We start from the raw sequence: 22,159 nt of genomic DNA, 5'->3' as shown, positions 1-22,159 counted from the left end.
TAGGAGATTTTATGGCGCTAATGGTTTTTATGAACTTAAAGGATTTAATGGTTTTTATTAGGGAGAATATTCCGGCTGTGGCCGATGATGTTCTTTTTTTGTATTTAATATTTTTATTTTATGTTTTTTTAACCGGGGTACAGTTGTATGGCAAGGTAACAGGTGACATTTAAGGAATTAAGCTGTGCAAAAGATCACAAGTTTTTTTATTTAAAAAATAGAATTAACTGAGTGGTGATATATTATCTGTCATGTCAGCGTACTGTGGCGGGCGGCATATGAAAATGTCTTTTCAGATAAGGTTGTTTATCTCTTTGATTATTGTTTTTTTATTATTGTTCTCTCTTTTCGCTGTCTATTACTATCTGGAAGCAGGCAGAAGAATCTACCAGGAGATGAGCGTGAGAACGCGCGTTCAGTCAGATCTCATTTCGGTAATGCCAGATCTGCGTCGTTCTGTCGCCAACAGTAATCTGCAGGAAATCACAGACTTTATGGATAAAATTGTACTATTGAGCGACGCCAGTTTTATTGTTATCGGGGACAATAAAATAAACCACTTATATCATTCTGTGAATAAAGAAAAAGTCGGGACTCCGCTGATCGGTGGTGACAATGATGAGGTGCTGGGGGGCAAGACAGTGACGACCTGGCGGAGAGGGGGGATGGGTATTTCTCTGCGTAGTAAATCACCGGTTTATGATAATAACGGAAATATTACCGGGATTGTTTCGGTTGGCTACCTGAAAAGTGAACTGGATAATATTACCTTCAGTAAGGTTTTTAATGCTTTTATCATTCTTTTTTTGATGTTAGTCAGTTTGTTTATATATTCATGGTTTTTTACCCGCAGCATCAAAAAACAGATGTCTTGTCTGGAGCCCAGGGAGATAGGCCTGCTGGTACGTCAGCAAAAAGCGATGCTGGAGTCGATTTATGAAGGGGTGATTGCGGTAGACGATCAGTTAAAAGTGATTGTGGTAAATAAAGCTGCGCAGTTACTGCTGGGTATCAAAGGAGAACATAATTCACTGAACGGAAAAAATATTCATCAGTTAATTAAACCAGTAACTTTCTTCGACCGTACCGTTATGCTGGAAAATGATACGCATGACGAAATCTGTCTTTTTAATCAGCTCACTGTTATTGCCAGTCGTGTCCGTATTTTACTGGAAAACAAACTACAAGGATGGGTAATTACCTTCCGTGACCGCCAGGAAATAGAAAGCCTGACGACCCGTTTAAGTCAGGTCAACGGCTACCTTGAAAATCTGCGCATTATGCATCATGAACAGCTAAATCAGACGGCTGTGATCTCCGGCTTACTGCAGTCCGGTCACTATCGTGAAGCTATCGACTACATCCAGTTACAGTCTGAACATGCCCAGGGTGTGCTGGATTTTATTTCCGCACAATTTGCTTCCCCTATGTTGTGCGGATTACTGCTGGGAAAAGTATCGCGGGCGCGAGAGAAAGGTATTGCACTGGTTTTTGATCCCGGCAGCCATCTGTTATTGCCATTTCGCGGACTGCCGGAATCAGAATTGATCTCCGTGATAGGTAATCTGCTGGATAATGCGATCGAAGCCACAGGACACATGGATCCTTCTCGCAGGATCATTGAGGTGCTGATCCTCGCCGGTAAGGACGAATTGATTATTGAAGTTGCCGACAGGGGTGTCGGGATCCCTGAAATGATGGTGGATCGCTTATTTGACCGGGAAATGACTTCAAAAGACGGGGCAGAACACGGCATCGGCCTCTATCTGGTGAGCAGTTTCGTTACCCAGGCCGGTGGTGTGATCGAAGTTACTGATAATCCCGGCGGGGGAACGGTTTTTTCTGTTTTTATTCCGGATATTCCTGAAGCACAGCCTGATACCTGAGTAAAAGGAATACAGCAACTAAAGATAATAATTATGCCTGATGAACATATTGATGTACTGATTGTTGAAGATGAAAGCACGCTTGCGCAGTTACACGCAGCGCTGGTGAATGACTTCCCGTGTTTACGGGTTACAGGTATTGCCTCCACTCTTGCTCAGGCAAGAGAAATGATCGAACAACGTAATCCGCAGCTGGTACTTATGGATAACTATCTGCCTGACGGACAGGGGATCAGTTTAATCAGCTCCGCCATGTTCAGCCGGGCGAAATGCGCGGTTATTTTCATTACGGCAGCCAGTGATATGAATATCTGTAGTCAGGCGATCCGCGTTGGAGCATTTGATTATATTCTTAAGCCGGTGTCCCTGAAGCGGCTTAGCCAGTCGCTGGAAAACTTTATCCGTTTCAGTAAACAGCAGCGGGAGTGGAAGGTTGTTGATCAAAAAAATGTCGATTTACTGTATCAGCTACAGGCAAAGAATTTCCGGCAGCGGGAAACCGAAAAAGGTATTGAAGAAAATACCCTGGCACGGGTACAGCAACTGTTTAGCGAAGGAGATCAGTGCCTGAGTGTGGATGAGGTTATGGTCCACTCGGGGCTGAGCAAAACTACGGCACGACGTTATCTGGAATACTGTGTCAGAACCGGATTACTGGGGGTCGAAATGGTTTACGGGAAAATAGGTCATCCGCGGCGTTTATATCGCCGCCGTCTTCTGCCAGCCGAAAGCCCGTCCTCCGGTCAGCCTGACAAGGGAACCTAAGAGGTCAGGTTTCCACATCGACACATAATGCATCGTAGCGCCAGTATTCATGGTCACAGTCGATCACCTGGTGATGCTGGTTCTGGTTGATGCGGGTGATACAAATCCCCGGGCTGCCTGAAGCAACATTCAGTGCCGGAGCGGAAAAGGCCGGTAAAGGGCCGGGTAACACGGTAAAACGTACGCCGCCATAACGTATGCCATACAGAGACTGGTATAAATCTGTCAGTGAACGGGTGAGATCTTCCTGCAACAGTCCCGGGAAGAATTGCGGATTGAGATAATGCTCGACATAGAGTACCGCCCGCCCGTCAATCCTCCTTAAGCGGCGGATACAGAAAAGCGCCTCACCCGCGGTGACAGATAATTGCTGTGCCAGTAAAGGTGTTGCCGAAATCTCACCACAGCTGATCACCTCGGTATGGGCCAGCCGTCCCTGCTGTGCCGCCATTTCATGGAAATGGCTGCGCAACAAAGGGTTATACACCAGCCGTGGTGGTGCGATAAACCATCCACGACGCAGCTCACGGTATATTTTCCCGTGAGTTTCCAGTAATGCCAGCGCTTCCCGTAGGGTAATACGGGTGGTGGCATATTGTTCGCTCAGGCATCGTTCTGATGGCAGACGCCCTTGTGCGAATTCGCCCTTTTCTACACGTTGCAGCAGAGAGCCCGCAATCATATCGACTGTTTTCGTGTTCCCGGAAGTCACCTGTCAGCCCCATGTCGGTGCATGTCTGCACTCACTGAATTCATTGTGATAACGCCGGTGAACCGCAGTGCTCAGCGTAGCCAGCCCGCAGAGTAGGGTAAAAATCCTGATATCACAATGCTGTCATAAAATCTTCATAGTATGCCGCTACATTGGCTTGGTTTTTGCTGGACTAGACCAGTGTTCTATCCCCTAATCGCAGGAGCCCGACATGAAAGCCAGTATGTTAACGCTATTATCCGCAGCCATTTTTCTTGCTCTTCCTGCCGCACATGCAGCCGATAATGACCTGGCGGCACTGGAAAAAGCCGCCCGCAGTGAAGGGCAAATCAATAGTGTCGGGATGCCTGACAGCTGGGCTGACTGGAAAGACACCTGGCATGACATCACGACGCAATACGGTATTAAACACAGTGATACGGATATGTCATCGGCACAGGAACTGGCAAAATTCGCTGCCGAGAAAGGTAATGCCAGTGCAGATATTGGTGATGTCGGTGCTGCATTTGGCCCGATAGCTGTCGCGAAAGGTCTGGCACAGCCTTATAAAACCAGCCACTGGGATCAGGTTCCCGACTGGGCAAAAGATAAACAGGGTGACTGGATGCTGGCCTACACCGGGACAATCGCTTTTCTGGTCGACAAACAACAGGTCAAAGATGTTCCGCACAGCTGGGCTGATCTTAAAAAAGGTAAATATGTCGTAACCATCGGTGATGTGGGTGTGGCTGCTCAGGCCGCCAATGGCGTATTAGCGGCCAACTATGCACTGGGGGGGAACGAGAAAGATTTGACCCCGGCACTGAAATATTTTGGTGATCTGGCGAAGCAGGGCCGTCTGGGCCTGACAGATCCGGTGATTGCGAATATTGAGAAAGGGGAAATCCAGGTCGCGGTAGTCTGGGACTTTAATGGTCTGAATTACCGCGATCAGATTGATAAGAACCGCTACCAGGTAGTGATCCCTTCCGACGGCTCGGTAACCTCGGGTTACACGACCATTATTAACAAATATGCCAGACACCCGAATGCCGCCAAACTGACCCGTGAGTACATCTTCTCTGATGCCGGTCAGATCAACCTGGCTCGTGGTTATGCCCGTCCTATCCGCGCACAGTATCTGACTTTACCGGCAGACGTTCAGGCCAAATTGTTACCGGCCTCTGAATATAAAAATGCCCATCCGATTAAGGACCAGGCCGCCTGGGACAAAACGTCAAAACAACTGCCAGCTCTGTGGCAGCAGGATGTCATGATCAATATGCAACAGTAAGTCGTTCGGGTAATGAGGTAAAAGATGAAAACAATCCTGGTGGTACTGGACGGTCTGAGTGATATCGTCGCTGAGCATGGGATGGGCTATTTACATGCCGAGTGTGCTCAGGGGAATGGCAAATATTACCCGATGACCTGTGAGTTACCTTCACTGTCACGGCCATTGTATGAATGTATTCTCACCGGAGTACCGCCGGTGATCAGCGGAATTATTCATAACGGGGTCAGCCGGCTCAGTCAGCAGCGCAGTATCTTTCATTATGCGCGGGATGCAGGTCTGGTCACGGCAGCGGCAGCCTACCACTGGGTGAGTGAATTGTATAACCGCAGTCCTTACGATGCGGTTCGTGACCGTCATACACAGCAAGAAGATCTGCCTATTCAGTTCGGACATTTTTACTCGGATGACAGTTATCCGGATTCTCACCTGTTTGAAGATGCCGAAAGTCTGCGCCGCGGCTATGATCCCGACTTTCTGCTGATTCACCCGATGAATATCGACGATGCAGGGCATAAATTCGGACTCAGCTCAGCACAGTATCGCAACCGTGCACGTATTGCCGATGGTTATCTGTCACATTGGATGCCCCAATGGCTGCGGGAAGATTATCAGGTGATTGTTACGGCGGATCACGGTATGAATGATGATCGTTCCCATGGCGGGCGATTACCCGAAGAAATCAGGGTTCCGCTGTTTGTGTTCGGCCGCGGATTTTCTAAACAGAATAATATTGTGCCGCGTCAGACCGAGTTATGTGGCACTGTTTGTCAGCTTCTTGAGATTGCCCATGATAAACCGGTATGTCAGGCGCTGTTGTCGACAGGACCGGAGGCCGGGGAATGAAGGGAAAACGCATAGCCCTGCTGTGGTTACTGCCATTTGCATTGTTTTATATCGCTTTTCAGTTGGCACCGCTGATATGGGTAGCCGGTAACAGTTTCTGGAGTGATGTGAACAGCCGCTGGGGTGTTGATAACTATCATGACATTCTGACATCCCCTTTTTATTTGCAGGCGATACGTTTTTCTCTCGATATCTCTTTCTGGTCCAGTGTGTATGGGTTACTTATCTCGCTGGTGGCAGGGTATTCCCTGCATCAACTGGGTAATGGCCGTTTCCATCGTTTTATGATGGCATTTACCAATATGACCAGTAATTTTGCCGGAGTGCCACTGGCTTTCGCTTTTATTATTCTGCTTGGTCTCAACGGATGTCTGACGTTACTGATGCGCCATTACGGGCTGGCATCCGGATTCCGGTTATTCTCCCGCGATGGCATGATCCTGATTTACACCTGGTTCCAGATCCCGCTGGGGGTGCTGCTGCTGTTTCCGGCCTTTGAAGGACTCAGGAAAGAGTGGCAGGAGTCGGCGGCGCTGCTGGGTGCAGGCCGCTGGCATTACTGGCGTCTGATTGCGTTACCTGTCCTGTCACCAGCGTTACTGGGGACGTTTGTGATCCTGCTGGCGAATGCCCTCGGGGCTTATGCCACCATCTATGCCCTGACCAGCGGTAACTTTAATGTTGTGCCGGTGCGGATAGCGGCACTGGTGTCCGGAGATATTTCCCTGGATCCTTATATGGGAAGTGCATTGGCAATGCTGCTGGTGGTTCTGCTGACAGTTATCACTGTCGTTCAACAATACCTGGTACGTCGCAGTTATTTAGCTGCCGGACGTTCCTGAAGGGAGTGACTATGTCCCGGACTGAAAATATCTATCACCGGACTGTCAGCAGTGTACTGCTGGTGATCCTCGCGCTGCCGCTGGCCGCCACACTGGTATATGCCTTATCGAGGGAATGGAGCGATACTATCTTACCCCACGGGCTGACACTGTCATGGTTTACCACGTTATGGCAGGACCCGCGTTTTATCAGTGCGCTATGGCATTCTTTGCTGGTCTGTTTTGGTGCGCTGCTGATATCGCTTTTACTGGTACTGCCTGCAATGTTTGTAATTGCTTACTACTACCCTGGGCTGGACAGTATAATGAATGTCCTGATCCTGATGCCGTTTGCTGTACCCCCGGTGGTCTCCTCTGTCGGGTTACTGCAACTCTATTCTTCCGAACCCCTGATGCTGACCGGTACCCCCTGGATCCTGATCGGCTGTTATTTCACGATTGCATTACCGTTTATCTACCGTGCTATCACCAATAATATGCAGTCAGTGAATCTGAAAGAGCTGATTGATGCTGCTCATTTGTTAGGTGCCGGTACCTGTAAAGCGGCTATTTTTGTGGTGCTGCCTAACTTACGTAAGGGTGTGCTGGTGGCGGTACTGTTATCGTTCTCGTTTCTGATAGGTGAGTTTGTATTCGCTAACCTGTTAGTCGGCAGCCGCTATGAAACACTGCAGGTCTATCTCTACAATATGCGTAATGGTAGTGGTCATTTTACCAGCGCATTAGTGATCTCTTATTTTGCTGTCATCCTGGTTGTCACCTGGCTGGCCAATCTGCTTAACCGTCAATGAGGCACCCTATGGCCACCCTGAATGTCAGACGACTGAATAAAAGCTACGCTACAACCCCTGTTTTTCACGATATCGACTTTACCGCCCGCGAAGGTGAGTTTGTGACCTTATTGGGCCCGAGTGGCTGTGGAAAATCGACACTGTTACGTTGTCTGGCAGGACTGACGGAAGTGGATAGCGGTGAAATCCTGCTGGACAATCACAATATTGTGAATGTGCCTGTTCAGCAGCGGGGCGTTGGTATGGTGTTCCAGAGTTACGCACTGTTCCCGAATATGACGGTCGAAAAAAATGTGGCTTTTGGCCTGAAAATGCAGAAATTACCGGCTGCTGATATCCGCCGCCGGGTCGCCGAGGTACTGGCTCTGGTTGAACTGCACGAATTTGCCGGCCGTTATCCTCATCAGCTATCCGGCGGACAGTGCCAGCGTGTGGCGCTGGCTCGTTCACTGGTCACCCGGCCGAAATTACTGTTACTGGATGAGCCACTTTCGGCACTGGATGCCAGGATACGTCGCCATTTGCGTGATCAAATTCGCCTGATTCAGCAGGAGCTGAATCTGACCACAATATTTGTGACCCACGATCAGGAAGAAGCTCTGACCCTGTCCGATCGTATCGTATTGATGAATAAAGGTCAGATTGTGCAAAACGGGGCGGCTGAAGATCTGTATACTCAGCCTGCAGACTTATTTGCTGCCGGTTTTATCGGCAATTATAATTTATTAACGGCCGGACAGGCGACGCAGCTGACCGGACAATCATTTCATTCGCATGTAGCTATTCGTCCTGAAACTCTTCGTTTCTGCCCGGCGGAACAGGGGCTTTCTGCGCGTATTCTCAGCAGCAGCCTGCTGGGAAACGTGATCCGTTACCGTGTTGAATGTCAGGGCATCGAGCTGTCTGTCGATATGCTTAACCGCCGTGACGATGGTCTCTATCCTGCCGGCCTGCAACTGGGGCTGCAGATAGATTTTTCCGCATTACGTCAGGTTGCCTGACAGGGGGAATTTACAGGCGAATACCGGTGTTAAGGAGCCGTCATCCGATTGTCCGGCCAGAGGAGCACGACACGTTTCCGCTGAAGTTACCGGCAACGTGACGGAAAAGGAGTAACCTTAACATGTTAACTTTATTAAATTTATTATCAGCAATCGCGTTACTTGTCTGGGGGACACATATTGTCCGTACCGGCATTATGCGGGTGTATGGCGCTGATCTGCGGCGGGTCATCAGCCGCAGTGTCGAAAAAAAGCCGATGGCTTTCCTGGCCGGGATTGGTGTTACCGCGCTGGTACAAAGCAGTAACGCGACGACCTTGCTGGTGACTTCATTTGTGTCACAGAACCTGATGAGTCTGACCCCTGCGCTGGTGGTAGTACTGGGTGCCGATGTCGGGACAGCCATTATGGCGCGTATTCTGACGTTTGACCTGTCCTGGTTGTCACCGTTGTTTATTTTTATCGGGGTGACCTTCTTTCTTAGCCGTAAACAGACCCGGCTGGGACAAATAGGGCGCACCGGGATTGGACTGGGGCTTATTTTACTGGCACTGCAACTGATTGTTCAGGCCTCACACCCGATTACCCAGGCGGCCGGCGTTCAGGTACTGTTCTCGTCCCTGACCGGCGATATTATTCTTGATGCGCTGGTGGGGGCAGTCTTTGCCATTATCAGTTATTCCAGCCTGGCTGCCGTGCTGATAACCGCTACCCTGACCGCGACCGATGTTATTTCATTCAAAGTGGCCCTTTGCCTGGTGATTGGCGCTAACTTTGGCAGTGGCCTGCTGGCGATGATCAACAATAGTCGCTCCAACGCGGCAGGGAAGCGGGTGGCTCTCGGCAGCCTGCTGTTTAAGCTGATTGGCTGTATTATTATTCTGCCCTTTATCAATCTGATCGCCAGTGCGCTGTCACATGTTCCGATGAGTGATGCGGAACTGGTGATTTCATTTCATGTGTTCTACAACGTTATTCGCTGCCTGGCACTGGTTCCCTTCAGCGGAGCGATGGCGCGGTTATGTACCCGGCTGATAAATGATGATGTGGACAATGATCTGCGCCTGAAGCCAAAGCATCTCGACTACAGTGCTCTGGATACGCCAGCGCTGGCGCTGGTCAATGCCGCCCGTGAGACTCTGCGTATCGGAGATGTGCTGGAACAGATGCTGCAGACTCTGACAAAGGTGATGCACGGTGAAGTACGCGAGGAAAGAACGGTCCGGCGGCTGGATGATGATGTGGATGTACTCTATACCGCCATTAAACTCTATCTGGCACAGATGCCAAAGGAAGATCTGGCTGAGCAGGACTCCAGGCGCTGGGCTGAGATTATCGATCTGGCGGTAAATCTTGAACAGGCCGGCGATATTATTGAGCGGATGTCGGCGGATGTCGCCGCGAAATCGCTGGCTGCCCACCGGCCATTTTCTGCGGATGGTATGCAGGAACTGGATACGCTGCAGGAACAGCTATTGAAAAATTTACATCTCAGTCTGTCGGTCTTTATTTCACAGGATATACAGACCGCAAAGCGGCTGCGGCGGGCTAAACATCGGTTTCGTATTCTTAACCAGCGCTACTCTCTGGCGCACGTTAACAGGTTACATCTGCAAAATGTACAGAGTATCGAAACCAGTTCTCTGCACCTCGGATTACTGGGGGAGATGAAACGTCTGAACTCCCTGTTCTGTGCGGTTGCCTACAGTGTACTTGAACAGCCAGAGCCGGATGATAACCGTGACTAAGCCAGTGATGCCGGTCCTCCGGCATCACATTTTACCAGGTTATTTTTTATCTGCCGGTTTACCGGACCAGTAGCCTGACAGCAGTGAACCTGACAGGTTATGCCATACGGAAAACAGTGCACCGGGTAAGGCGGCCAGCGGGGAAAAATAGAGTTTACCTAAGGTCGCTGCCAGCCCTGAATTCTGCATGCCCACTTCCAGGGCCAGTGTCCGGCAGGTGGATTCATCAAATCCGAACAGTTTTCCGCCCCAGTAGCCGCCGAGCAGGCCAATAGCGTTATGCAGGATCACGGCCGCAATCACCATCAGCCCGACCGAGCCAATAAATGGCTGACTGCCGGCGACAACCGCACTGATAATCAGCAAAATACACAGCATTGAGAATACCGGCAGATAGGGTTCTGCTTTTTTCACCTGCGCAGTCAGGCTGTGGTGAACTATCAGCCCCAGCCCGATCGGAATAAGAACGATTTTTACGATACTCCACAGCATGCCGGCGACATCCACCTGAATATGGGTATCGACATACAGCCGGGTCAGCAGCGGGGTGGCGATAACACCGACCAGTGCCGAGACCGAAGAAATAGTCACTGACAGGGCCACATCCCCTTTAGCCAGATAGATCATGACATTCGAGGCAGTACCACTGGCCACACTGCCGACCAGAATCATGCCCGCAGATAAATCCGGAGGCATATGGAATAACTTCGCCAGCCCCCAGGCGGCCAGCGGCATAACGAAATAGTGCAGAAAAGTACCGGCCAGCACCGGCGCCGGACGGGTCAGTACCCGTTTGAAATCGTCAACACTCAGGGTCACACCCATCCCGAACATAATGAGCATTAACAGTTCGCTGACTCCGGGGCCGATAGGCAGAAAAGTTGCCGGTGAATAATAGGCTGCCACCGACAGCAGAATGGCCCACAGGGGAAACAGGCGGGTAATGTTGGCGAGCATAACCAGAATTCCTTATTATTTTTAGCCGGATGCGTTCCGCGGGCATGCCACAGAACAGCGTCTTTAGCGTATTGACAGGTAACCGTCGATCATAACATTTCGATCTGATGACAACAGGGGGGCAGGAAAACTTCATGATTTGTGCTGTAAAGCGCAGAAAACTCAGTGAATGATCTGTGGTTTCGCGGACAGGGTAGCAAATGGTTCAGAAAACCGGACAGACCACAGAGCATTTTCATGGCCTGTCCGGAGAGAGTTACTCGAAAATATGCTGATGCAGCGTCCGGACAGCGTGTTCAGCGTCGTTGCCCGGGACCAGGAAACATAAGTTATAGTTGCTGGCACCGTAGCAGATCATCCGCAAACTGAACTGTTCCATCACGCCGAACACTTCTTTACCTATTCCCTGCGACTGTGTCAGCTGATTACCGATCAGTGCGACCAGAGACAGATTCTCTTCCACTTCGACTCTGCATAACGATGACAACTCTGTTAATAATCCCGTGGTCAGTAAACTTCCATGGTGCGAGGTCGAACCGGTGGTATCCAGGGTCAGGGCGACACTGACTTCCGAGGTGGTAACCAGATCGACGGAAATATCATGCCGCGCCAGGATAGCAAATACTTCGGCCAGGAAACCACGGGCATGGAGCATATTCAGGCTATGCAGGGTCAGTAATGTCTGATTCCGGCGCAGGGTGACAGCACGAAACAGCGGCTGTTGGCGGGTCTGATTATAGACGATGGTTCCGCCCCCCTCAGGGGCCTGGCTGGAACCGACAAAGACCGGAATATCATTACGTACGGCCGGCAGTAAGGTTGCAGGGTGCAGAACTCTGGCTCCGAAGGTCGCCATTTCGGCGGCTTCTTCAAAGGTTATTTCATCAATACGTTTGGCGGTCGGAACAATTCGTGGGTCGGTAGTATAAATGCCCTGAACATCCGTCCAGATATCAATACGTTGTGCTTTCAATGCTTCGCCGAGTAATGCAGCCGTATAATCACTGCCACCTCTGCCAAGGGTGGTTGTCAATCCGCCGGCCTCGCAACCGATAAACCCCTGGGTGATCACCAGTGACTCCGTTATCAGAGGGGTCAGCACGCTATCCGACAGCTCTGCCAGCGCAGCGATATCCGGTTCTGCATGTCCGAAGCGGTTACTGGTCTTCATTACCCGCCGCACGTCAAACCACTGCACCGGCACACCGCGTTCACGGATAATTTCGCTAAATAATAATGTTGATAATAATTCGCCGTGACTGACTAATTCATCGGCCAGACAGGCGGAAGGCGTTAAGGCTGCTTTATCCGCCAGCAGTGCAATATTTTCCAGGATACGACTGACTTCTTCACGGATGACTACGGCTGCACGCAGTTTATCCACAATGGCATACTGAATCCGGGCCAGTTTTTCCAGTAACTGTTGACGCACGGTCACCGGCTGGCCTTCAGACAGCGTAACCAGCAAATTGGTAACACCGGCAGAGGCTGAAAGCACCACCAGTTTAACGTCAGAACGGGATAATACGATATCAGCGCTGCGGTTCATGGCATCGAAATCAGCCACGCTGGTTCCGCCAAATTTAGCAACGATTAATGCGGATTGGGACATGCAAAACAGCCTCGTGTCAGGATCTTTAATTCAGCCTTTAGCACAAGGGAGGACAAAAACAGGCAGACTGGTGTGACAGGACAACGAGTCAGCCAGAAGCGCCCCACCTTGTTAAACGTTTTATTATAAACGTTACGACAGTGACAACCCAGAGGATTCAGCCCCTGTGGTCGACGAACAAACATACCGCATGTTTGCAGCCTCGGCGTCACTCCCCCTGATATGTCGTCTGTGGATACGGTTCCTCTGACATACTGCCTGGGTGACGCGCCTCTTCTGGTCTACGTAGAATACGTAAGAACTTCTTTAGAAATATCCCGTAATCGGCTGCCTGTCAACGGCTATCCGTTACATAAGTATTATTTTGCACTCAGCTGATTAACATCCCGGCAAACTTCAGATTATCTGGCCTTTTTACGCGGCGCACCTTCGAACAAGACGATAACTCCTGAGGATGGTATCACGGACCACAGCGCACTGAGCGGGATCTGGCGGTCATCAATACCGTCAGGTGCGGTAAGCGCATAAATTTTTTCCTTTCAACAGTAAGAATCGTCATACTGAGAGTCATCCTTCTGCCGGAAGGGCTGGTGACTGCGGCAGGTATTTGTTTGAGCATAGTTTCACGCTGTGGCCATGTATCTCCGCTGTCAGCATGGCGCGGGTGAATTTATACTAAAGCCAGATTCACAGTTCATTAATCAATAAGAGTGTTGTTATGAAAAATATTAATCCGACACAAACTGAGGCATGGAAAGCGCTGCAACAGCATTTCTCTGCCATGAAAGATGTGAGTATTGCTGATCTTTTTGCCCGTGACCCTCAGCGATTCGCTGAGTTTTCGGCGACATTTGAAGATCAAATCCTGGTCGATTTTTCTAAGAACCGTATCACGCGTGAAACGCTGGACAAATTACTCGCCCTGGCGAAAGAGACTGATCTGAGCGGCGCAATTGCCTCCATGTTTTCCGGTGAAAAAATTAACCGTACCGAAGATCGTGCAGTGCTGCATGTTGCTCTGCGTAACCGCAGCAACACGCCGATCCTGCTGGACGGTAAAGATGTTATGCCCGCGGTCAATGCGGTTCTGCAGAAAATGAAACATTTCTCTGAGCGCATTATCAGCGGCGAATGGAAAGGTTATACGGGGAAAGCCATTACCGATGTGGTTAATATTGGTATCGGTGGTTCTGACTTAGGGCCATTTATGGTGACGGAGGCATTACGTCCTTACAAAAACCATCTGAATATGCATTTCGTCTCGAATGTTGATGGAACCCATATAGCTGAAACCTTACGTCCCCTGAACCCTGAAACCACGTTATTCCTGGTTGCATCAAAAACCTTTACCACCCAGGAAACAATGACCAATGCCCACAGTGCCCGTGACTGGTTCCTGGCCAGTGCCGGTGATGAAAAGCAGGTCGCCAGCCACTTCGCCGCCCTCTCGACCAATGGAAAAGCCGTTTCTGAATTCGGTATCGATACGGACAATATGTTCGAATTCTGGGACTGGGTCGGTGGCCGTTATTCGTTATGGTCGGCTATCGGTCTGTCGATTATCCTGTCTGTCGGTTTTGACAATTTTGAACAGTTACTGAGTGGTGCCCATGGCATGGACCAGCACTTCGCCAATACACCGGCAGAAAAGAACCTGCCTGTGCTGCTGGCGCTGATTGGTCTGTGGTATAACAACTTTTACGGCACCGAAACCGAAGCTATCCTGCCTTATGATCAGTATATGCACCGTTTTGCCGCCTATTTCCAGCAGGGGAATATGGAGTCTAACGGGAAATATGTCGATCGTAATGGTGAGGTGGCAGATTACCAGACCGGGCCGGTTATCTGGGGTGAACCGGGAACCAACGGCCAGCATGCGTTCTACCAGCTGATTCATCAGGGTACCAAAATCATTCCTTGTGATTTTATTGCACCGGCCATCAGCCACAATCCGCTCAGTGACCACCATCCGAAGCTGTTGTCTAACTTCTTTGCTCAGACTGAGGCGCTGGCATTTGGTAAATCACAGGCAGTGGTGGAGCAAGAGTTTGCTGATGCAGGCAAAACGGCAGCAGAAGTGGCCCATATTGTGCCGTTTAAAGTGTTTGAAGGTAACCGTCCGACCAACTCTATCCTGCTGCGTGAAATGACGCCTTACTCGCTGGGAGCACTGATTGCCCTGTATGAGCATAAAATTTTCACCCAGGGGGCGATTCTGAATATCTTCAGCTTTGACCAGTGGGGGGTGGAACTCGGAAAACAGCTGGCTAACCGCATTCTGCCAGAGCTGACCGGACCCGATGCTGTAACCAGTCATGACAGCTCGACCAATGGCCTGATTAACCGCTATAAAGAGTGGCGTTAAGCTCAGTGGTCATTGTCTGACCCGGCGGCAGTCATGCCGCCTTTTTATCTTCACCGACAGTGGCGCAAGGTAACTGCCATCCGGAACCACTATGGTGCGGGTTATTCCAGTAACGACATGCAGTGAATTGTATTTTTTGCGGGGAGCAGATGGATACATCAGAGAAGGCGCCAAAATCGTCTTTAGGCGGTATTATTGCGACGGTTTTACAGTGGGTACTGAATATTGGCCTGATTACGCTGGCTATTATTCTGGTGATCTTTTTGGGGAAAGAAACATTACACCTGGCCAATGTGTTGTTTCATACGGGTGAAGAATCATCTTCTTATCTGCTGATTGAAGGCATTGTTATTTATTTTCTGTACTTCGAATTTATTGCATTGATTGTTAAGTATTTTCAGTCCGGATTCCATTTCCCGCTGCGGTATTTTATTTATATCGGTGTGACAGCTATTATTCGTTTAATCATTGTTGACCATCGCAATCCTTTAGATACGTTATGCTATTCAGCGGCATTATTGATTCTGGTCGGTACGTTATGGCTGGCTAACTCGAAACGTCTGAAAAGAGAATAATGATCGGTTCTGCTACCGGTATATTAACGGCCGACAGGACTGGCGGCAGAAGATCCTGCTTAGCGGGCATCAGTCTGCTATAGTGTGCCGGTGAAATGCTCTGTATCTGTGCCTTGTCCGGGACAGTACAGAGCGATATCAACTGATTTCCGGAAACCCGAATGTGTATACAGGAACGCCTTAAACTGTATCAGCTGCACTGGATGCAGCCCTCAGCCCCTGAAATCCCCCCTGATATAAGGTGCTGGCTGTTTGAGGAACAATCAATGACAGCCCGGCTGGAAGCGTATTGTCAGAACATCAGCGTAGGTGTGGTCAGTGAGGGGTTTATCGAATACCGCTCATTATTGCCTCATGAACAAGACTATGCCGGTTTTGATCGCCACCAGAGCTACTGGCTGCGTGACATCATTTTATATGGTGATGGCGTCCCCTGGCTGGCCGGACGTACGGTATTACCTGAGTCGACCCTCAGCGGGCCTGAGCTGGCCCTGACATCACTGGGAGAGTGTCCGCTGGGCCGTTACTTATTCTCTTCGCCGTTATTAAGTCGTGATTTTATTCTGCCTGGAAAAAATGATGATTTATGGGGCCGATATTCATTATTACGTCTTTCAGGAAAACCCCTGATGTTAACCGAGACTTTTTTACCGTTATCTCCGTTGTATTTGGCCGGAGCTAAAGGATGACCGAAACTGTGCACGATTCTGTAAAAATATCGAAATTCCGGGCGTATATGCGCCTGATGCGTATTGATAAACCCATCGGTACTTTGCTGCTGTTATGGCCAACCCTGTGGGCTTTATGGCTGGCCGGACAGACATTGCCGCCTTTTTCAGTGCTGGTGGTTTTTGTCCTCGGGGTGATTGTTATGCGCGCCGCCGGATGTGTTATTAATGATTATGCAGACAGAAATGTGGACGGGCATGTAAAGCGTACCCGTCTGCGGCCGCTGCCTGCGGGCCAGGTCACAGAGAATGAAGCGAAAGGGCTGTTTCTGACACTGGTGGTGGTGGCTTTTCTGCTGGTACTGACGATGGGCACCCGGACGGTACTGTTATCTGTGGGCGGGCTGGTGCTGGCCAGCGCTTATCCGTTTATGAAACGTTATACCCATCTGCCTCAGGTCGTGCTGGGAGCTGCGTTTGGCTGGGCAATTCCAATGGCGTGGATGGCCGTCAGCGGGGAGTTATCTCTGGCATGCTGGCTGATTTTCCTGGCGAATGTGTGCTGGACAGTGGCCTATGACACCTTTTATGCCATGGTTGATCGCGATGATGACCTGAAAATTGGGGTGAAATCGACGGCCGTATTATTCGGGCGTCACGATAAACTGATTATTGGTTTACTGCAGATAACTACGCTGGTTCTGCTGGCCGTGTCCGGTCAGTTGCTGAGCCTGAATGGCTGGTATTATCTGTCGCTGGTGATCGCCGCAGGATTTTTTATTTATCAGCAACGGCTGGTGGCCGGACGCAACCGCGATGCCTGCTTTCAGGCATTCCTGAATAATAACTATGTCGGGCTGGTAATTTTTGGCGGAATTGTACTGAGTACCCTGCCGTTTATTAATCTGATGTAACCGGCAACCTAAAAGAAAAGGGCGCTCCGTTCACGGGGCGCCCTTTTTTATCCGGCTATTCCTGATCAGAGGCAATACCGTTTTCGATAGTCTGGCGGACATCGCTGCTTGTCAAATCAAGCAGGATCTGACGCATACCACGGGTTTTTTCCGGTTCAGAATCGTCTTTATCACTGATATAGCCTTCATCCCGTAATGTCAGCACTAACCCGGAGAATACCGCTTTATCGAAGAACTCCGGCGCGTTAATTCCGTGCAGTACCGATAAACGTTGTGCCAGGGTACGGCTCTCTTTTTCCAGGGTACCACGGTTAATCGCGGGTTTCGCATTCAGGATGGCGAAGGTGATGGCATAACGCTGCAGGGTTTCCCGGATTCCTGCCGCCAGCAGTCCCAGTACCCGCGAACGCGGTTTATGCACTGCATAATGTTCGCCGTCACTGCGGATCAGCGACTGACTGACCAGTTCCTGACACAGATCGCGGATAACCTCCGGCAGTTGCTCAGCTTCCCAGTGCAGGAAAAGCTCACTTTTCAGCAGCGGATAAATCAGTGCCACTTCCCGCTGCAGCTCATCTTTACGAATAGTCCCGTGCTGATGAATTATGGCGGCAATCAGGGATGGCATTACCAGTAAGTGCAGGATATTGTTCCGGTAATAGGTCATCAGAACCGCCTGCTCTTTCGGCAATATGATCATATCCCCGATATTATCGTGCTCAGTGGTGAACTTGTTCATACTTACAGCATGGCTAAGCAAGTCTTCGGCAGACATCTCCGGGATGGTGGTCCCTTCACTGTACGGCACATTACGTAATAACTGGCTGTAACACTCCAGCTGTTCCAGCAGTTGTTCACGGGTCAGTGAACGCTGCGGAGAAGCCAGTAATGCGGTAACACACAGGTTCATGGCATTTGCGGCCCCGGCGTTATTGATCCGCACCATCACTTTGCGGGCAATGTCATTAACCACCGGCGTCATCCACGCCGGACGTTGTGGCTCTATCGGATCGATATCGTCACGCCATTCCGGCACCTGGTTATTCAGATAGTTAACCAGCGGCAAGGGTTCACCGAAGTTCACATATCCCTGGCCCAGATTACGCAGTTTGCGTAAACCACGCAGCATCTGCAGCAGGCTCTCTTTTTCTTTGGTCGCTCCCCGCAGCTCCTTGGCGTAGGTCGCGACTTCCATCACATGCTCATAGCCAATATAAATCGGCACCAGAGTAATTGGCCGGTTACCGCCACGCAGCATGGCCTGCAAGGTCATGCTCAGGGTACCGGTTTTGGGCTCCAGCAAGCGTCCGGTACGTGACCGTCCGCCTTCAACGAAGTATTCGACCGAATAGCCGCGGCTGAACAGTTCACCCAGGTACTCGCGGAACACGGTTGAATAGAGCTTGTTGCCTTTAAAAGTACGGCGGATAAAGAACGCCCCCAGGCGACGAAAGACCGGGCCGGCAGGCCAGAAATTCAGGTTAATACCCGCGGCAATATGCGGGGGAACCAGTCCCTGATGATAAAGCACATAGGAAAGTAACAGATAGTCCATATGGCTGCGGTGGCAGGGGACATACACCAGTTCGTGGCCATCCTGTGCCAGCTGGCGGATACGTTCGCCGCCACTGACATTAATTCCTTTATACAACCGGCTCCACAGCCAGCCCATCACACGGTCGGTGATACGAATGGCTTCATAGGAGAAATCGGCAGCGATCTCTTCCATCATCGCGACCGCATTTTTCTGTGCCGTATCGTAGGACACTTTCTTGCTACGGGCTTCATCTTCTACCGCTTTGGCAATCGCTTTTGACTGCAGCAGTTTATTAAACAGATCCTGCCGGGCCGGTAAACGCGGTCCGACCGCCGCCAGCCGTTGCCGTGAAAAATGGATATGGGCCACACGGGATAATTTATGGGCGATGGATTGATCGGTACCGTGTTCATCTGCCATCTGACGCAGAGAAACCTTGGGTGAGAACCGGACAAAACTATCGCGTCCCAGCCAGAGAATGGCAAAGAACTTCTGTATTCCGTTAAGTTCACGCAGGAACGGCGCCTGTGCTCCCTGAACTTCTTTACCAGGCGCGCGGCCGAACATCACCGATACCGGCACCAGCTGAACATCCAGAGCCGGATTATTGCGGTGCAGGTCGAGGTAATCATGGAAGATTTTTACCGTTTCCTGATTCGGAGTGAAATAGGGCAGTAACCGTGGTCCATCGTGGATAAATACATGACGGGGTAAAAAATGACCATCGATTTCCACCGGCTGTAACGGATCCGGCAGATCATGCTGCAGGCATTGGGCACGCATCGCCAGAAGATCCGCTTTGGAATCATACGGGAATACATAGATAATGGGCCGGGTCGGATCCAGCCCCAGTTCGGAGAAAGGATCTTCCGGGATAACTTTGCTCTTAACCAGCAAAGATAATGGAAAACTGAGTAATTTATAATAAAGTTTACGCCAACCTGACATAGACAAATCTGCGGCCTCTTACTGTTAGCAAAGCGGCGCAAGCATACCAGAAACTACAAAGAAGATCTGTGAGGATACAACGAATCGTATCCTGATATAACGGTAATTTTTATCATAAAAGGAGTAAACAGGGATGGCGGGTACGACAGGCGGATGGCGGAGAATAATAAAAGCCGCGGGCTATTCATGGCAGGGACTGCGTGCGGCCTGGCGCCATGAAGCAGCCTTCCGGCAGGAAGCCGTGCTGGCAGCCGTGGCGGTGATTGTTGCCTGCTGGCTGAATGTGGATACAGTCACCAGGATACTGCTGATTGGTTCGGTGGTGCTGGTTGTTATCGTTGAAGTCCTTAACAGCGCGATTGAAGCGGTTGTGGACCGGCTGGGGCCTGAAATTCATCCGTTATCTGGCCGGGCGAAGGACTTAGGTTCGGCGGCGGTGTTTCTGGCATTGCTGCTGGCGGCTTTTGTCTGGATCGCTCTGTTATGGCAGTGGTGGTGAGTGGCGGGATCTTAACCGACAGTTGTTTGTTTTATGACGGTTTTTGGTTCCCATTTAGAAAATACCTGTATATACTCACAGCGACTGTATAAACAACCAGGGGGCGGGATGAAAGCATTAACCAGCAGGCAACAGCAGGTCTATGACCTGATTCGCGACCATATTCAACAGACGGGTATGCCGCCGACGCGCGCAGAAATTGCGTCCCAGCTGGGTTTCCGTTCCCCGAATGCCGCAGAAGAGCATCTGAAAGCTCTGGCGCGTAAAGGTGTTATTGAAATCGTCTCCGGGGCATCGCGGGGTATTCGCCTGCTGATGGAAGAAGAAACCACCGAGGGATTACCACTGATCGGCCGTGTCGCTGCCGGTGAGCCCCTGCTTGCCCAGCAGCATATTGAAAGCCATTTTCAGGTTGATCCGGCGCTGTTTAAACCGTCAGCGGATTTCCTGCTCAGGGTCAGCGGTACCTCAATGAAAGACATCGGTATTATGGACGGCGATCTGCTGGCGGTACATAAAACCCAGGATGTCCGTAATGGTCAGGTGGTTGTGGCAAGAATTGATGACGAAGTAACAGTGAAACGCTGGAAAAAACAGGGTAACACTGTGCAACTGCTCCCCGAAAATAGCGAATTCTCGCCGATTGTGGTTGATATCCGCGAACAAAACCTGACGGTTGAAGGCCTGGCGGTAGGCGTTATCCGTAACGGCGAGTGGTTATAGTCCGCCGCTGATCACCTCTGCTCCTGCTGGCTGAGTAAGATGTCTCAGCCAGACGGTTCCTTACTGTCCCCTGTTCCCGCGCCTGCTAGTTTTACTGATGCCGCTGTCATATAGTGCCCGTATTGTCTCTCTTTGTGCCTTTTGCGATGTGACCTGCAGGATTATTCATGTCTTTTCTTAGCTCTACCGATAAGCAACTCTGGCGGCTGGCATTACCGATGATCCTGTCAAATGTCACTGTACCACTGACAGGACTGGTGGATACGGCGGTGATTGGCCATCTCGGCAGTGCCATTTACCTTGGTGGTGTGGCCATCGGGACGACCGTAACCAGCTTTCTGTTTATGTTATTGCTGTTCCTGCGGATGAGCACTACCGGGATGACCGCCCAGGCGCTGGGGAAAAAAAATAATACCTTGCTGGCCAGGGCGCTGGTGCAGCCGGTGCTCATTAGCCTGATTGCCGGCGCGGTGTTTATTTTGCTGCGTCAGCCTGTCAGTCATATAGCCACCGGGATTATGGGCGGTGATCCGGCAACGCTGGTACAGGCTCGTGAGTTTATTGATGTACGCTGGCTGAGTGCGCCAGCGACCTTTGCTAACCTGGTACTGCTCGGCTGGCTGCTGGGGGTGCAATATGCCCGTGCGCCGGTGATTTTGCTGGTGACAGGCAACCTGGTCAATCTGGCGCTGGAACTCCTGCTGGTACTGCACCTGCATCTCGGGGTCCGGGGCGCGGCGGCGGCGACGGTTATTGCCGAATATATCACGCTGCTGACGGGTATGCTGCTGGTATGGCGTGTTCTGAAACAGCGGAAAATCACAGGGCGTATGTTACTTAACGGCTGGCGGGGTGATATGAAACGGTTACTGGGACTAAACCGGGATATTTTACTGCGTTCCCTGTTATTACAACTCTGTTTTGCCTCACTGACCATGACCGGGGCGAGACTGGGGAGTGATATTGTGGCGGTGAACGCCTTACTGATGATGTTTCTGACTTTTACATCCTATGCACTGGATGGTTTTGCGTATGCCGTGGAGGCAGTATCCGGTGAGGCCTATGGTGCCAGAACGGCCGGTAAACTGCATGAGGTCTGGCATGCATCCTGTCGTCAGGCCGGGATGGTTGCCGTTGGTTTTTCCCTGCTTTATGGGCTGGCCGGGCCGTATATTATTGATCTGCTGACATCTCTGCACTCTCTCCGGCAACTGGCCAGCCATTATCTTATCTGGCAGATTATTCTGCCAGTGGTCGCGGCAGGCAGTTATCTGCTGGATGGCTTATTTGTCGGTGCCGCCCGCGGCCGGGAAATGCGTAACAGTATGGCCATTGCGGCCGCCGGTTATGGTCTGACTTTATGTACAGTTCCCTGGCTGGGTAACCACGGGTTGTGGCTGGCAATCTGTGTATTTATGGTTCTGCGGGGTGTCACCTTATGGCGTCGCTGGCATTACCATCAGCGTAATAATAGCTGGTTCAGCGACTGAATTACGG

Annotated in this window: 19 protein-coding genes and 1 riboswitch; of the genes, 15 read left to right on the top strand and 4 right to left on the bottom strand. The window is 50.7% G+C overall.

Features of this window, described 5'->3' with window-relative positions; all coding sequences use genetic code 11:
- Positions 1 to 278: 278 nt before the first annotated feature.
- Positions 279 to 1,886 (top strand): sensor histidine kinase, encoded by a 1,608-nt coding sequence (locus JK216_RS08005; protein ID WP_212710292.1) that lies wholly within the window; start codon positions 279 to 281, stop codon positions 1,884 to 1,886.
- A 33-nt stretch (positions 1,887 to 1,919) separates the two neighbouring features.
- Positions 1,920 to 2,651 carry a response regulator gene (locus JK216_RS08000; RefSeq protein ID WP_212707549.1) on the top strand — a complete coding sequence of 244 codons (732 nt, stop codon included), beginning with the start codon at positions 1,920 to 1,922 and terminating at the stop codon, positions 2,649 to 2,651.
- A gap of 4 nt (positions 2,652 to 2,655) precedes the next feature.
- Here JK216_RS08000 and JK216_RS07995 read toward each other — a convergent pair whose 3' ends face one another.
- A complete protein-coding gene (locus JK216_RS07995) occupies positions 2,656 to 3,333 on the bottom strand; it encodes a UTRA domain-containing protein (RefSeq protein WP_212710297.1) in 678 nt (225 codons plus the stop codon).
- Positions 3,334 to 3,574: 241 nt separating this feature from the next.
- Between JK216_RS07995 and JK216_RS07990 the strand changes: the two genes are divergently transcribed.
- The 6 genes from JK216_RS07990 (at position 3,575) to JK216_RS07965 (ending at position 9,864) form a co-directional block, all read left to right on the top strand.
- On the top strand, positions 3,575 to 4,636 hold the full coding sequence (locus JK216_RS07990) for an ABC transporter substrate-binding protein (protein WP_212707548.1): 1,062 nt from the start codon (positions 3,575 to 3,577) through the stop codon (positions 4,634 to 4,636).
- A gap of 24 nt (positions 4,637 to 4,660) precedes the next feature.
- Positions 4,661 to 5,482, top strand: a complete 822-nt coding sequence (locus JK216_RS07985) for an alkaline phosphatase family protein (protein ID WP_212707547.1) — start codon at positions 4,661 to 4,663, stop codon at positions 5,480 to 5,482.
- The gene (locus tag JK216_RS07980) at positions 5,479 to 6,324 is read left to right on the top strand and encodes an ABC transporter permease subunit (protein WP_212707546.1); all 846 of its coding nucleotides are present in this window, start codon (positions 5,479 to 5,481) and stop codon (positions 6,322 to 6,324) included. The genes JK216_RS07985 and JK216_RS07980 overlap by 4 nt, the downstream gene beginning before the upstream one ends.
- A gap of 11 nt (positions 6,325 to 6,335) precedes the next feature.
- On the top strand, positions 6,336 to 7,115 hold the full coding sequence (locus JK216_RS07975; protein ID WP_212707545.1) for an ABC transporter permease: 780 nt from the start codon (positions 6,336 to 6,338) through the stop codon (positions 7,113 to 7,115).
- A gap of 8 nt (positions 7,116 to 7,123) precedes the next feature.
- On the top strand, positions 7,124 to 8,116 hold the full coding sequence (locus tag JK216_RS07970; RefSeq protein ID WP_212707544.1) for an ABC transporter ATP-binding protein: 993 nt from the start codon (positions 7,124 to 7,126) through the stop codon (positions 8,114 to 8,116).
- Positions 8,117 to 8,238: 122 nt separating this feature from the next.
- The gene (locus JK216_RS07965) at positions 8,239 to 9,864 is read left to right on the top strand and encodes a Na/Pi cotransporter family protein (RefSeq protein WP_212707543.1); all 1,626 of its coding nucleotides are present in this window, start codon (positions 8,239 to 8,241) and stop codon (positions 9,862 to 9,864) included.
- Between the two features lie 39 nt (positions 9,865 to 9,903).
- Here JK216_RS07965 and panS read toward each other — a convergent pair whose 3' ends face one another.
- Positions 9,904 to 10,821: a bile acid:sodium symporter family protein gene (gene panS / locus JK216_RS07960; protein WP_212707542.1), complete on the bottom strand. Its 918-nt coding sequence runs from the start codon at positions 10,819 to 10,821 to the stop codon at positions 9,904 to 9,906.
- A 256-nt stretch (positions 10,822 to 11,077) separates the two neighbouring features.
- Positions 11,078 to 12,433, bottom strand: a complete 1,356-nt coding sequence (gene lysC / locus JK216_RS07955; protein WP_212707541.1) for a lysine-sensitive aspartokinase 3 — start codon at positions 12,431 to 12,433, stop codon at positions 11,078 to 11,080.
- Positions 12,434 to 12,521: 88 nt separating this feature from the next.
- Positions 12,522 to 12,717: riboswitch (Lysine riboswitch) on the bottom strand.
- A 434-nt stretch (positions 12,718 to 13,151) separates the two neighbouring features.
- Here lysC and pgi point away from each other — a divergent pair.
- The 4 genes from pgi (at position 13,152) to ubiA (ending at position 16,955) form a co-directional block, all read left to right on the top strand.
- Positions 13,152 to 14,798, top strand: a complete 1,647-nt coding sequence (pgi, locus tag JK216_RS07950; RefSeq protein WP_212707540.1) for a glucose-6-phosphate isomerase — start codon at positions 13,152 to 13,154, stop codon at positions 14,796 to 14,798.
- A gap of 149 nt (positions 14,799 to 14,947) precedes the next feature.
- On the top strand, positions 14,948 to 15,373 hold the full coding sequence (gene psiE / locus JK216_RS07945) for a phosphate-starvation-inducible protein PsiE (protein WP_212707539.1): 426 nt from the start codon (positions 14,948 to 14,950) through the stop codon (positions 15,371 to 15,373).
- 161 nt (positions 15,374 to 15,534) lie between these two features.
- Entirely contained in the window at positions 15,535 to 16,062 is a 528-nt protein-coding gene (ubiC, locus tag JK216_RS07940) for a chorismate lyase (RefSeq protein ID WP_212707538.1), read from the top strand.
- An 8-nt stretch (positions 16,063 to 16,070) separates the two neighbouring features.
- Positions 16,071 to 16,955 (top strand): 4-hydroxybenzoate octaprenyltransferase, encoded by an 885-nt coding sequence (gene ubiA / locus JK216_RS07935; RefSeq protein WP_212707568.1) that lies wholly within the window; start codon positions 16,071 to 16,073, stop codon positions 16,953 to 16,955.
- A 55-nt stretch (positions 16,956 to 17,010) separates the two neighbouring features.
- Here the strand turns inward: ubiA and plsB are convergent, their stop codons facing one another.
- Entirely contained in the window at positions 17,011 to 19,440 is a 2,430-nt protein-coding gene (gene plsB / locus JK216_RS07930; RefSeq protein WP_212711417.1) for a glycerol-3-phosphate 1-O-acyltransferase PlsB, read from the bottom strand.
- A 133-nt stretch (positions 19,441 to 19,573) separates the two neighbouring features.
- Between plsB and JK216_RS07925 the strand changes: the two genes are divergently transcribed.
- From JK216_RS07925 to dinF, 3 genes are all read left to right on the top strand, one after another.
- The gene (locus JK216_RS07925; protein ID WP_212711418.1) at positions 19,574 to 19,939 is read left to right on the top strand and encodes a diacylglycerol kinase; all 366 of its coding nucleotides are present in this window, start codon (positions 19,574 to 19,576) and stop codon (positions 19,937 to 19,939) included.
- A gap of 108 nt (positions 19,940 to 20,047) precedes the next feature.
- Positions 20,048 to 20,662: a transcriptional repressor LexA gene (gene lexA, locus JK216_RS07920; protein WP_212707535.1), complete on the top strand. Its 615-nt coding sequence runs from the start codon at positions 20,048 to 20,050 to the stop codon at positions 20,660 to 20,662.
- Positions 20,663 to 20,829: 167 nt separating this feature from the next.
- Positions 20,830 to 22,152, top strand: coding sequence for an MATE family efflux transporter DinF (gene dinF, locus JK216_RS07915; RefSeq protein WP_212707534.1), 1,323 nt, complete (start codon positions 20,830 to 20,832; stop codon positions 22,150 to 22,152).
- Positions 22,153 to 22,159 lie beyond the last annotated feature (7 nt).

The organism is Tatumella sp. JGM94 (genome assembly GCF_018257595.1).
GTDB lineage: Bacteria > Pseudomonadota > Gammaproteobacteria > Enterobacterales > Enterobacteriaceae > Tatumella > Tatumella punctata.
This window is presented reverse-complemented; position numbering and strand designations above follow the sequence as displayed.

Bases quoted from the DNA above. Each gene is read 5' to 3' on its own strand.
- JK216_RS08005 (WP_212710292.1), top strand. From the start codon at position 279: ATGAAAATGTCTTTTCAGATAAGGTTGTTTATCTCTTTGATTATTGTT.
- JK216_RS08000 (WP_212707549.1), top strand. From the start codon at position 1,920: ATGCCTGATGAACATATTGATGTACTGATTGTTGAAGATGAAAGCACG.
- JK216_RS07995 (WP_212710297.1), bottom strand. From the start codon at position 3,333: ATGATTGCGGGCTCTCTGCTGCAACGTGTAGAAAAGGGCGAATTCGCA.
- JK216_RS07990 (WP_212707548.1), top strand. From the start codon at position 3,575: ATGAAAGCCAGTATGTTAACGCTATTATCCGCAGCCATTTTTCTTGCT.
- JK216_RS07985 (WP_212707547.1), top strand. From the start codon at position 4,661: ATGAAAACAATCCTGGTGGTACTGGACGGTCTGAGTGATATCGTCGCT.
- JK216_RS07980 (WP_212707546.1), top strand. From the start codon at position 5,479: ATGAAGGGAAAACGCATAGCCCTGCTGTGGTTACTGCCATTTGCATTG.
- JK216_RS07975 (WP_212707545.1), top strand. From the start codon at position 6,336: ATGTCCCGGACTGAAAATATCTATCACCGGACTGTCAGCAGTGTACTG.
- JK216_RS07970 (WP_212707544.1), top strand. From the start codon at position 7,124: ATGGCCACCCTGAATGTCAGACGACTGAATAAAAGCTACGCTACAACC.
- JK216_RS07965 (WP_212707543.1), top strand. From the start codon at position 8,239: ATGTTAACTTTATTAAATTTATTATCAGCAATCGCGTTACTTGTCTGG.
- panS (WP_212707542.1), bottom strand. From the start codon at position 10,821: ATGCTCGCCAACATTACCCGCCTGTTTCCCCTGTGGGCCATTCTGCTG.
- lysC (WP_212707541.1), bottom strand. From the start codon at position 12,433: ATGTCCCAATCCGCATTAATCGTTGCTAAATTTGGCGGAACCAGCGTG.
- pgi (WP_212707540.1), top strand. From the start codon at position 13,152: ATGAAAAATATTAATCCGACACAAACTGAGGCATGGAAAGCGCTGCAA.
- psiE (WP_212707539.1), top strand. From the start codon at position 14,948: ATGGATACATCAGAGAAGGCGCCAAAATCGTCTTTAGGCGGTATTATT.
- ubiC (WP_212707538.1), top strand. From the start codon at position 15,535: ATGTGTATACAGGAACGCCTTAAACTGTATCAGCTGCACTGGATGCAG.
- plsB (WP_212711417.1), bottom strand. From the start codon at position 19,440: ATGTCAGGTTGGCGTAAACTTTATTATAAATTACTCAGTTTTCCATTA.
- JK216_RS07925 (WP_212711418.1), top strand. From the start codon at position 19,574: ATGGCGGGTACGACAGGCGGATGGCGGAGAATAATAAAAGCCGCGGGC.
- lexA (WP_212707535.1), top strand. From the start codon at position 20,048: ATGAAAGCATTAACCAGCAGGCAACAGCAGGTCTATGACCTGATTCGC.
- dinF (WP_212707534.1), top strand. From the start codon at position 20,830: ATGTCTTTTCTTAGCTCTACCGATAAGCAACTCTGGCGGCTGGCATTA.